This window comes from Vibrio brasiliensis LMG 20546, from assembly GCF_000189255.1.
Taxonomy (GTDB): domain Bacteria; phylum Pseudomonadota; class Gammaproteobacteria; order Enterobacterales; family Vibrionaceae; genus Vibrio; species Vibrio brasiliensis.
Window position 1 is genome coordinate 15350 of sequence record NZ_AEVS01000112.1, and the last position, 11896, is coordinate 27245.

Below are 11896 nucleotides of genomic sequence, written 5' to 3' on the forward strand. Positions count from 1 at the left end.
TTATTTCCCTTTCTTCTTCGCTCTGGGATGAGCCTGGTCATAAACATCGGCTAGATGTTGGAAATCCAGATGAGTATAGATTTGCGTGGTTGAGATATTCTCATGTCCGAGTAACTCCTGCACTGCACGCAGGTTATTGCTCGACTCCAACATATGAGTTGCAAACGAGTGACGCAGTTTGTGCGGACTAATATGACTGGCAACAGACTGCTTCTGCCCCCACTCAGCCATACGTTTCTGCACATTACGGTGCGATATACGCACACCGAGTTTCGATACAAACAGCGCTGTTTCATCACTTTTCGCCAGACTAGAGCGAACTTTAAGCCACTTTGTCACCCACTCTGTTGCCATTCCCGCAAATGGCACCTTACGCTCTTTGTCACCTTTACCGATGACACGTAACTCGCCCGAGGAGAGGCTAACATCCTTAACGTTGACACTCACCAGTTCAGCCAGACGCAGACCAGCACCATACATGAGTTCCATCATAGCCCGATCGCGAACTGCTAACGGGTCATCTTCATTGACCTCAAGTAACTGGCCTACCTCATCAACATCAAGGTTTTTTGGTAATGGGCGCTTTTTACGTGGTGCCGAAACCCCTTTGGCAGGGTTGGCAGCCATTTCACCGCGCAAGATAAGAAAGTCGAAAAAACTACGTAGCGACGATAGACGAGTAGCGATACTGCTCGCTTTCATCCCGTCGCGCATACCTTTACTCGCGATCTGTCTTACCCAGCCCGCATCAACTTGCTGCCACTCTTTGAGGCCTAGGTGCACCAAATGATGCGCCATGGTTTCAAGCTGCTGTTTGTAATTACGCTGGGTGTGGAGACTAAGCCCCTTCTCGCTTCTGAGATATTCATAGAAGCGTTCCAGAGGCTTTTGGAGGCCGTTAGGCAGAGGTGCTACTGATTCGCTCATGGTCTTCACACTGCCAAGGCAGGCTTTCAATAAGGTGGGATAAAACCAGTGCCAGATGACGCAGGAATAAGGTATCCATATGTGGTTGGAAATGACCACCATCGCTACTTGAGAACATCAGTACCCCTTGCAGTGCTTTTTTATATAAAGGTAGCACGACATAAGAGCCCATTTCAGGTGCACGCGAGTTTTCACCAAGTAAGAGTTCACGATCGACTTTGCGCATCCGCCCCAGGTAAGCATCTTTACCATTCAGGTGGTTAGTCGCGAAACGCTGGTAGTTTTCCTTGTTTAAAGAATAATAGCCCGACTCACTATCCAGTAAGCGAACATAGGCCACCAGCCCGAGAGACTTCGCCATCTCTTCGATCGCTTTCACTACTGAAAATAGCGTCTCACATTTCAGGACCTGCTCCTGCAGTTCCATGAACTCATGGAAAGTTCTATCGTTACTCTTCGCCAGAGACATCAAAGAAGTAATTTCTTCCTCGAGCTCTTCTATTCGCTGACGCTGGCGGTTCATTTGCACATGAACCAGCGAAACCGCACCTTGCTCTTGATTGGGTAACGCAAGCCGATCAACCAAATCACGGCGATGAGTAAAAAAGTCTGGATTATCGCGTAGGTACTCGGCGACCACTTCTGCCGTCAGTGCATCCGCTTCAATTTGAGACACGTTGATTCCTTGTTATTTTTATTCTTAGCAGCTTAGCTGACCATCAAACACATGGGTAGCAGGGCCAGTCATATATAGGGGTTTGCCCGGACCTTGCCAGCTAATTTGCAGCGAGCCACCAGGTAGGTTTACTTTAACCTTTTCATCCAAAAGCCCTTGCACGATACCAACCGCAACTGCACCACAGGCACCGCTACCACAAGCTTGCGTCTCTCCCGCGCCACGCTCATAAACTCGAAGGTTTACTTCATCGCGTCGCACAACCTGCATAAACCCAGCATTCACTCGCTCAGGGAATCGTTCATGGGATTCGAGTAGCGGTCCTAAGGTATCAACGTCAGCTGTCGTCACATCATCAACCACAGTGACTACATGTGGGTTGCCCATACTTACTGCACCACAAAACAGGGTTTTGTCATCAGCACGCAGAATGTAGGTTTTCTCAGTCTGCTTGGCTTTAAAAGGAATTTTGCCCGGCTCAAACTCTGGCTCACCCATGTTGACCGTAACCTGATCATCTTCCTCAATGTTGAGTACCATTTTGCCTTTCTTAGTACTCACACTGATGCTGTATTTGTTGGTCAATCCCTTCATTCGAACAAAACGAGCAAAGCAACGGGCTCCGTTACCACACTGTTCTACTTCACTGCCATCAGCATTAAAAATTCGGTAGTGAAAGTCGGTTTCTGGATCGTATGGCGCTTCAACCACAAGTAGCTGGTCAAAGCCCACCCCTGTATGACGATCCGCCAGGCGACGGATCAAATCAGGGGAAAAGAAAATGTTTTGAGTAATGCAATCAACGACCATGAAGTCATTACCCAAACCGTGCATTTTTGAAAAATGGAAATGCATAAGACTTCAATTACTCCGGAAGTACGTTTTCAAGTGCCCACAAGCTTGATAGCTCTTCTCTCTGGCGCACTAAATGAGCTTGATTGCCGTCTACCATCACTTCTGCTGCGCGAGAACGAGTATTGTAGTTCGAAGACATTACAAAGCCATAAGCACCCGCAGAGCGCACCGCCAGCAGATCATTCTCTTCAATCACTAGCGCACGATCTTTGCCAAGGAAGTCACCTGTTTCACAGATAGGGCCAACCAAATCGTAAGTCACCGGTTCACCTTCTCGAGGGCAGACTGGCACAATGTCCTGCCATGCCTGATAAAGCGCAGGACGCATCAGGTCATTCATTGCTGCATCGATAATGGCAAAATTTTTGTGTTCGGTAGGCTTAAGGAACTCGACCTTAGTCAGTAGCACGCCAGCATTTGCTGCAATTGCACGACCCGGTTCAAAGATAAGCTCTAGATCTTGGTGGTTCTCCAAACGACCTAGTAGAGCTTTAGCATAATCAGAAGGCTCCGGCGGTAACTCATCGCGGTAAACCACACCAAGACCACCACCAACATCAAGATGCTCAATGGTGACACCTTGAGATTTAAGATCATCAATCAGCGCAAGCAGACGATCTGTTGCATCGATAAATGGTTCGATGTCTGTTAGCTGAGAACCAATGTGACAGTCAATACCGCGCACATCCAGATGCTCAAGGCTTTGAGCAAACTTGTAGACAGCTGGTGCGCGTTCAAACGCGATACCAAACTTGTTATCACGCAAGCCTGTAGAGATATAAGGGTGGGTATTAGCATCAACATCTGGGTTAATACGTAGTGAAATTGGCGCTTTCTTACCAAGTTCACCAGCAACTTTATTGAGGCGTTCTAGCTCTGGTTCGGACTCCACATTGAAGCATTTGATGCCTAGCTCAAGAGCTCGCTTCATTTCTGCTTCAGTCTTACCAACACCTGAGAATACAACTTTACTCGGTTCACCGCCGGCAGCAATAACTCGTTCCAGTTCACCACCAGAAACAATATCAAAGCCAGAACCTAATCGAGCCAGAGCGTTCAGTACGCCCAGGTTTGAGTTTGCTTTCACGGCATAGCATACCAAGTGAGGATGTTCGCCAACCGATTTATCAAACGCATGCCAATGGCGCTCTAGTGTCGCGCGCGAGTAGACGTATAGTGGCGTACCAAACTGTTGTGCAAGTTCAGTAAGTGCGACATCTTCGGCCCAGAGCTGGCCATCATCCTGATAGTTGAAGTAATCCAAAGTACTTTCCCTTATATTCTGATTCTAATTATTGTGAAGATTGCTCGTTCTGTTGAGCATCTTCAGGCATGTAAAGAGGTCCAGTTTGACCACAGCCAGCTAAGCCAAGGACTGAAAAGATAAATAGAGCTAAGATCGATTTTTTCATTGGTTGTGTCGTGATTATTCTATCAATGCCCCCTATAATCGCACCACACTCAAGAAAAGCAATAGGATAGATTAGATGAACGATACTGAATTTCATCAGTTAGTAGATGTTCAAATGCAAATCATCGAGGAAATGATTGATGATTCAGGTGCGGACATCGATTACGAGACCTCTGGCAACGTAATGACTTTAGAGTTTGAAGACCGTAGCCAAATCATTATTAACCGTCAGGAACCAATGAAAGAGATCTGGTTAGCATCTAAATCTGGTGGCTTCCACTTCGCTTTGGTTGACGGTAACTGGACATGTTCTAAAACAGGTTTAGAGCTTATCGCTATGGTTAAGCAAGAGTGTGAAAAACACAGCGACGAAGAGATCGAATGGGTTTAATTCTTCCGCACACAAGATATTAAAAAAGAGCATCTCAGATGCTCTTTTTTGTATTTGTAGCTAGGCGTTAACTATCTTACTTGGCCTGGAGTAGCTAGCACCGTCATTGCGGTAAGGGACAATATAAGGCTCGTCATCTTCCGGACGGACAATTTGATAGTACTGAGGTAAGTTGAAGTTAATTAACTTCGAAGAGAGCGGATTCTCGTCTTTTACCGAGGTATAGAAGCTATTAACGCTAGCAATCATCTCATCCTTCTCACCCTTAAACTGGTGATAGACCTCAACGCGGTTCGCTTCATCGAGTACATAGATATTGAACCCTTTATCAGTATCTTCGAAGAAGAACTGAATCAGACCTTCACTGGCAAAACCATCTACCACTTCCGGTAGCTGATAGTCCTGCTCTTTATCTAGCATCAGCAAAGGTGAACCTTTGAGCTTATTGGTTGAGATACTACGGTAGAAATCAACGGAGTTTTCTAGCATCTGTACCGAAACACCACGGCGTTCGTAGAACAGACCGTAAGTTTGCTGACCAATGCGCAACGCTTTAAAGCGGCGACGTTTTTCCTGCTCAACGGGTTTCAAGCGCAAATCAATGCACTCTGCCAGCAACTGGTATACTTTATTACGCATCACACCGCGCAAGTTCTTGCTGTAACAGAACACGTCTACCGACTCTGGCGGAATCGCATCCTGGTGCATTTTGCCCAAAACCGTTTTTAAAGCGTCTAGCATCGCTGTCTCGCCTTTAAAGTGCAGAGTGCGCACTTCGTGCCAAGAATTGCGATAAACCAAATCAACACTGCCGACCAAGCATTTCTGTTCCGGGCCAAAACTGAAGATATCAGTGGTTTTAGGATCAAGCTTGAGCGATTTACCATTCAGCTCAGCAGTCGGGTCATTTTCAAAGTTAATGAACATCGCTAGCTGGCTGATCTCACACGGGCTCGCCAACGCCTGCATGGTTGGACGACGTTTACGCAATGAAAAAGTATTACGTAAATCACTCACCATTTGATAAAACTTATCGATATCGAGGTGAGCATCACGAATCACCGAGTGCAAGCGAGTCGACTCAGTAATCAAACCATTAAAGAACGACCAAGCAACCAGCTTACTCAGGTATTCGTTATGTTCGAGCGGTGCCTGACCAATAATTCGATGTGGAGTCAGCGGCTGCTTGTAAAGGTACCAGCCAGACTTGTTGGTACGACCCGGACGTACTTCTATAAAGGTTAGGTCCGATTCGTGCAAATCTGGAGAGATTTGCGGATTAAGCAACGTCACTTTACCAGGCAGAACTTCAAACGCAGCATAGAGCTTACGCGCCAGAATACTGATGTCTTGAGGGCTGATTGCCGAAGTAATGTCGTTACGACGAGCAAACTGAATCAGGTTACGATAGCTCTGCATCAAAGCGTCCAACAACGCATGGTGCACAACCTTAACCTGTTCCACTTTCCAGTTACGACGGTCATCAAGCTCTTCAATTACCGATTCTGACCAGTTCCACTGCTGAACGAGTTCGCTCAGAGCCTCGCGACGCCACGCTACCGAACCAACACTTGGCTCTCGCGATAGTTTCTCATGAGTTTTGAGATAGAAGCAGCGACGAACCAAATCAAGACGAGTGGTATCACCAATACGCTCAAGGTAACGTGTCACCTTCTCTAACATCAGGTAATACGCATCCATCCCGTACAGGTCTGGCTCATGGGCAAAGAAGCGTCGTTTAGTATCAATGCTCAGTAACTGAGTATGAGGGTACTCCCACGAATAGGCTTCCAGTAGAATGGCTTTGAGAACCGATTTGTATGGCGAATCTATACTTTTGTAGAGTTGCCAGAGGTTAGAGCCAAAATACTCCTCTGCAGGGATGCGATTCAGCTTGCCAAAGTCAATCCACTTCGAGCAATCGATATATCCATTACTGCACAGGTCTTTCACATATTCGTCGTAGCACTCTTCCATCTCCGGTGGGACGATCTGCCAAAGCAAACGTTGACCAGCGAGACGCACCGCGCTGCGGTAGAACTCATCGAGTAGTAGCAGGTGCTGTGAAGAACCACAGTTATCACCTGTCATTTCTTCAGAATGATTTGAGCGAAAACGTTGCTCATCCATCAAGAAGAAGTTCGCTTCAACCCCCTGGGTTTGTGCCCAGTCAGTGATCAGCAAGCATTTGTTGGTCAGGCTTTCTCTCTCTTCACACCCCATCTCTGGAGAGACACACACCCAGATATCTAAATCACTAGAGGTACTTTGACCGATAGATGACGTACTACCCATAGTGTAGAGACCTAAGATGGCAGGTTCGTCACTACTTGGCAGTGGCTGACCAATAGTCAGTTGGCTATCTTCGACAAATTGCTGCTGAATGTCATTCAACTCAAAGTCGCAAATACCATACGGCACTTGTGCGTCGAAATAACCAGGGAATAGTGGGTGGTTGAAATGAAGAAGAGTTGGGATCAGATGGAAGACTCGTTGACTTGGTAAATCCATAAGAGCCAGCGCACGTTCAATACGTTGCTGGTTAAGGTTATCAAGTCTTTTGGTTAACGTCTTGGTGTAAGCCTGCAAGGGAGCTTCCTTGGTTCATATCCTAGATAGTGCCTGACTAAAAACTGTTCTAAAGCACCAACAAAACGTGATCAATCTAACACTTTTATTTGGATTGGTAAAGAAATGTACGATCTGATCTACACAATTTTGTCCATCTGAAGTTGCCGCTCTTAGTGTGGTACGTAACTGCTATTAATAATAATAGCCTATTTTACAAACGAGACATTTATCACACTCTTTTGATGATTTTGTGCTAGCAAACATCAATCCTTCACCCGAATCAATATGCACTAATGCTTTTTCAGCCGACAGTGGTAGGATTAGCCATTATTTTGGTATCAGTAGAACACTATGACTCAAACAACTCCAATTCGAATCGCTACGCGTAAAAGCCCACTTGCGCTGTGGCAAGCCCACTTTGTTAAAGACGCATTACAAGCAGCTCACCCAGGTTTGGAAGTTGAGCTAGTAACCATGGTTACCAAAGGCGACATTATCCTCGATACCCCACTCGCCAAAGTTGGTGGTAAAGGTCTGTTCGTTAAAGAGCTTGAAGTGGCAATGCTTGAAGGTCGTGCTGATTTAGCAGTCCACTCGATGAAGGATGTTCCAGTCGATTTCCCTGAAGGTCTTGGTCTGGTCACAATTTGTGAACGTGAAGATCCTCGTGACGCGTTTGTTTCAAATACCTATAACAGCATTGATGAACTTCCTCAGGGTGCCGTTGTGGGTACATGTAGTCTGCGTCGTCAATGCCAGATTAAAGAAGCGCGTCCAGACCTGATTATTAAAGAACTGCGCGGTAATGTAGGTACTCGTCTGGGTAAACTTGATGCTGGTGACTATGATGCAATCATTCTGGCGGCAGCGGGTCTTAAACGTCTGGAACTAGAAGAACGTATTAAGAGCTTTATCGAGCCAGAACAATCACTACCTGCTGTAGGACAAGGCGCTGTTGGTATCGAGTGTCGCTTAGACGACGATCGCTTGATCAAGCTGCTAGAGCCACTTAATCATAAAGAAACCGCAGACCGTGTTCTATGTGAACGCGCAATGAACCTAACACTTGAAGGTGGTTGTCAGGTACCAATTGGTAGCTACTCTCTTATTGATGGCGACAACATCTGGCTGCGTGCTTTAGTCGGTGAGCCAGACGGTTCGAAAATCGTTCGTGGTGAGATCCGTGGTTCTCGTACAGATGCCGAAGCGCTAGGCGTTGAACTTGCGAACCAGCTACTGGCAGACGGTGCAAAAGAGATTTTGACCAAGCTATACGCCGAGCACGAGTAACACGCTATGGCAGTACTGGTCACTAGGCCGGGACAACAAGGCCTTTCCTTATGCCAGCAATTATCAGAGGTTGGCGTTGCTAGTCATCACCACCCTCTGATAGCCATCCAGCCCGGGGAACAATTAACCGGGTTGGAGAAGCGACTTGCTGAAGTGGACATTATTATTGCTGTCAGCCAGCACGCTGTGACAGCGAGCAACCATTTCCTTTCACAACTGAGCCGAACTTGGCCTTCACACCCTATCTACCTTGCCGTTGGTCAAAAAACTGCACATGTTTTAAGCAAAGTTAGCCAACAAAAAGTACACTACCCAGAAATTAGTGACAGTGAGCATCTGCTTAAGCTAGATGAACTACAAAACGTCACCAACAAAAAAATACTCATCTTACGTGGTAATGGTGGACGTGAACTGATCTTCGATACACTCGCAACCCGAGAAGCCAGTGTCGAATATAGGGAAGTATACAAACGAGAAAACCTAGCTTTCCGCTCAGATTTATTAGTGCCAATCTGGCAAGATGAAAACATTAATCAATTAGTCATAACCAGTTCAGGTCAGCTCGACTACTTTATCTCGCAGTTTACTAAAGAACATCTGGACTGGTTATTTACGCTCCACCTTTACGTACCGAGTGAGCGTATAGCGCAACAAGCACGAGAAGTCGGTTTTAAAGTTGTCACCAATACTTTCAGTGCCTCGAACCAAGTGTTATTGGCTGCTCTCCGGCCAGACGAAACAGGACAATAAGTCATGACAAGCAAAAATAACAACGAAAACATTGCCCCTGACCAAGAAAAAGACAAGGCAGCGGAAGCAAGCAAATCAGAAACTAAAGCGTCTACAGAAACAAAGGTAGAGACTTCTGAGCCAACAGCACCCCCTGCGGCAGAGTCAAAACCTAGCGGAGCAGCGAAAGCTCAGGCTGAAGAGAAACAGGGCAAGCGTGGTGTTAAGCTTGCGACTGTCGCCATCGTCATTTCGGTTCTTTTTGGTGGTGGCCTAACCTTCCAAATGCAGCAAAAGAACGCAGAATACCAAGCGCAAATTAGTGCATTACAAACTCAACTGCAGCAAACTCAAAACTCAGTTCAGTCAGAACTAGCAGCGACCCAGCAGCAGGCTATCGCCAAAGCAACGGAAATCACTCATCGCGCTGAAACAGTATTAGCTCAGCAACAGAAAAGTATTGAAAGCCTTCAAGTTGCTGTTGCCGATGTAAAAGGACGTCGCCCGAATGACTGGCTACTCGCTGAAGCCGATTACTTAGTTAAGCTTGCTGGTCGCAAACTCTTTCTTGAACACGACGCAGTGAGCGCAACCAAGCTGATGGAAAGTGCAGACCAACGTATCGCTGCACTGAACGATCCAAGTTTGGTTCCACTGCGCAAGGCAATGGCGAACGATATTACTAAACTAAAAACCATCCCACTGGTAGATCGTGAAGGTTTAGTTCTACGCATTACTGCCCTACAGCAGCAGGTAGATAAACTGCCTCTAGCTAACGCTCTTCTTCCTGAAGCAGAGCAGCAGCAGAAACCTGTAGTGTCAGAAGACATCTACGACTGGCAAGATAACCTGCTTACGTCACTAAAAGATTTCTCAGAGAACTTCATCACATTCAGAACTCGCGATGGCAATGTGATTCCATTGCTTTCTCCTCAACAACACTTCTACTTAAAAGAGAACATTAAAGCTAAGTTGGAAACTGCGATTAAAGCTGTCTACGTCGAACAGCAAGAGATCTACTCAACAGCTCTGACGACAGCAGACAAATGGTCAACAACCTTCTTTAACCAAGACTCAAATGAAGTGAAAGAGTTTAACAAAGCTCTAGAACTATTAAGCTCGCAGAAAGTACAGGTTGACTACCCAGTGAAACTGGAAACACAGCAGAACCTTTCTGATGTTATTCGTGAACGCCTACGTCGTGAGGTTACGACCCTAGTCTCGGAGGATAAATAATGTTTCGACTCATCTTCCTCTTTGTTGTGCTCGGGCTAGGACTTTTTGTCGGCACCCAGTACGCTGGTCAGCAAGGTTACGTTCTGATCTCTATCGCTAGCAAAACGATCGAAATGAGTGTTACCACACTGGTAATCTTCGTTATTGCTGCTCTGGCAGCCCTGTTCGGTCTGGAATACCTTGTCAAAAAGGTATTCTACGCAAGCTCAGCAACATGGAATTACTTCAGTGTACGTAAGATGCGCCGCTCTCGCCGCTACACTAACGAAGGCATCATCAAATTGCTTGAAGGTGATTTCAAACAGGCTGAGAAAAAAGTGACGCGTTGGGCCAACCATCATGATATGCCACTTCTCTGTTACCTGGTTGCCTCTGAAGCAGCACAAGGTATGGGTGATGATGCTCAGCGCGATCGTTACTTAGAGCTGGCAGCACAGCAAGATAACTCTCAACTTGCTGTCGAACTGACACGAGCGAAGCAGCAAATTCGCGACGCTAAGTACAACGAAGCGCTTGAAACCCTAACAAGCCTCAAAGCAAACTACGCCAATAACATGATCGTGCTTAACCTACTTAAGCAGGTCTACATCGAACTCAAGCTATGGCAGCCACTATTGGATCTGCTACCTAAGCTAGTGAAAAGTAATATCGTTACTAAGGAAGAGCAAGAACCATTAGCCCAGCGCGCACAATGCGGCTTGCTAGCTGAAGTTGCAGAGCAGAAAGGCAGTGAAGGTCTAATCGCGCATTGGAATGCGTTACCCCGCAAAGTGAAAGCTGACTCCCACCTAGTAGAGTGTTTTGCCAAACAGCTTATTAACCGTCAGGCAGATAGCGAGGCATTTACTTTAATTAAAGAGACACTGAAGAAGCATCCAAACTCAGATCTCTACCGCCTGCTACCAGAGCTTAAGCTGTCAGATAGCCACCCAGTCGTCACCTTCCTTGAAGGTGTGCTTAAAAAGGATGCTAACAACGCTCAAGCTAACAGCGCGCTCGCTCAATTCCACTTACGCAATGAGAACTGGAGTCGTGCTCAGCAACACCTGGAAAAGGCACTTTCAGTGCGCTCTAACGTTTCAGATTACGGACTGCTAGCAGATGCGTTAGAAAAACAAAACCTAACCAAAGCAGCTCATGAAGTATCGAAGAAAGCACTCACCTTAGTCAGCGAACCCGCTGCTTAACAAGACGAGTACTTCGAAAGCCACCTAGTCAGGTGGCTTTTTGTGGGCGAGAGACGAGAGACGAGAGACGAGAGACGAGAGACGAGAGACGAGAGACGAGAGACGAGAGACGAGAGACGAGAGACGAGAGACGAGAGACGAGAGACGAGAGACGAGAGACGAGAGACGAGAGACGAGAGACGAGAATATTATCTCTTCGCAGGGACAAGTCCTGTCAACACCTTTGTACTAAAGGTTCTTTCACCATTCTACCAGCCCCAACCTCACGGAGGACGAAGTCCGTACCAGTTATCTAGCAGCGAAGCGATCAATAGGGCGCAGCCCGTTCCAAAATCCAAGAGGACGAAGCCCGATCCAGTTTTCCAGCAGCGAAGCGTTCCCGTTATCTCGAAGGACGAAGTCCGCTCTAAACTCTCGCAGGGCGAAGCCCGATCTCGGAGCGAAGCGTTCTATATCTCGTTCTAAAACGACGAAAGCCTAGTCGTAAGACTAGGCTTTCTGAATAAGTGGCGGACGGCGGGGACGCCTAGTCTGGGGTTGCAGGCAACCGGGACTCGTTGGTCGAAGACCAAAATAACCTGATAGAAACGAAAAGACCTCAGCATTTCTGCTGAGGTCTGGAA

The 11896-nt window shown here is 46.8% G+C and carries 11 protein-coding genes; 5 read left to right on the forward strand and 6 right to left on the reverse strand.

What is annotated here, in order from left to right; genetic code table 11:
• Genes xerC through lptM form a run of 5 tightly spaced genes read right to left on the reverse strand, consistent with a single transcriptional unit; the run spans position 1 to position 3870 of the window.
• A complete protein-coding gene (xerC, locus tag RH46_RS20760; protein WP_006881491.1) occupies positions 1-927 on the reverse strand; it encodes a tyrosine recombinase XerC in 927 nt (308 codons plus the stop codon).
• Positions 899-1603, reverse strand: a complete 705-nt coding sequence (locus RH46_RS20765) for a DUF484 family protein (RefSeq protein WP_006881492.1) — start codon at positions 1601-1603, stop codon at positions 899-901. Before RH46_RS20765 ends, xerC begins: the two co-directional genes overlap by 29 nt.
• Positions 1604-1627: 24 nt before the next feature.
• Positions 1628-2458 carry a diaminopimelate epimerase gene (gene dapF / locus RH46_RS20770; protein WP_006881493.1) on the reverse strand — a complete coding sequence of 277 codons (831 nt, stop codon included), beginning with the start codon at positions 2456-2458 and terminating at the stop codon, positions 1628-1630.
• 10 nt (positions 2459-2468) lie between these two features.
• Positions 2469-3722, reverse strand: coding sequence for a diaminopimelate decarboxylase (gene lysA / locus RH46_RS20775; protein ID WP_006881494.1), 1254 nt, complete (start codon positions 3720-3722; stop codon positions 2469-2471).
• Positions 3723-3750: 28 nt separating this feature from the next.
• Positions 3751-3870 (reverse strand): LPS translocon maturation chaperone LptM, encoded by a 120-nt coding sequence (lptM, locus tag RH46_RS22645; RefSeq protein WP_419723661.1) that lies wholly within the window; start codon positions 3868-3870, stop codon positions 3751-3753.
• Positions 3871-3945: 75 nt separating this feature from the next.
• Here lptM and cyaY point away from each other — a divergent pair, with 75 nt between their 5' ends.
• On the forward strand, positions 3946-4260 hold the full coding sequence (gene cyaY / locus RH46_RS20785; RefSeq protein ID WP_006881496.1) for an iron donor protein CyaY: 315 nt from the start codon (positions 3946-3948) through the stop codon (positions 4258-4260).
• A 60-nt stretch (positions 4261-4320) separates the two neighbouring features.
• On the opposite strand, the gene RH46_RS20790 is transcribed toward cyaY, so the two are convergent.
• A complete protein-coding gene (locus RH46_RS20790; RefSeq protein ID WP_006881497.1) occupies positions 4321-6849 on the reverse strand; it encodes a class I adenylate cyclase in 2529 nt (842 codons plus the stop codon).
• A 333-nt stretch (positions 6850-7182) separates the two neighbouring features.
• Between RH46_RS20790 and hemC the strand changes: the two genes are divergently transcribed.
• From hemC to RH46_RS20810, 4 genes are read left to right on the forward strand one after another with little or no spacing between them, the layout of a single operon-like run.
• Positions 7183-8121, forward strand: coding sequence for a hydroxymethylbilane synthase (gene hemC, locus RH46_RS20795; RefSeq protein WP_006881498.1), 939 nt, complete (start codon positions 7183-7185; stop codon positions 8119-8121).
• Positions 8122-8127: 6 nt separating this feature from the next.
• Positions 8128-8871, forward strand: a complete 744-nt coding sequence (locus RH46_RS20800) for a uroporphyrinogen-III synthase (RefSeq protein WP_040896426.1) — start codon at positions 8128-8130, stop codon at positions 8869-8871.
• Positions 8872-8874: 3 nt separating this feature from the next.
• Positions 8875-10086: a uroporphyrinogen-III C-methyltransferase gene (locus RH46_RS20805; RefSeq protein WP_006881500.1), complete on the forward strand. Its 1212-nt coding sequence runs from the start codon at positions 8875-8877 to the stop codon at positions 10084-10086.
• Positions 10086-11273 (forward strand): heme biosynthesis protein HemY, encoded by a 1188-nt coding sequence (locus RH46_RS20810; RefSeq protein ID WP_006881501.1) that lies wholly within the window; start codon positions 10086-10088, stop codon positions 11271-11273. Before RH46_RS20805 ends, RH46_RS20810 begins: the two co-directional genes overlap by 1 nt.
• Positions 11274-11896: the final 623 nt, after the last annotated feature.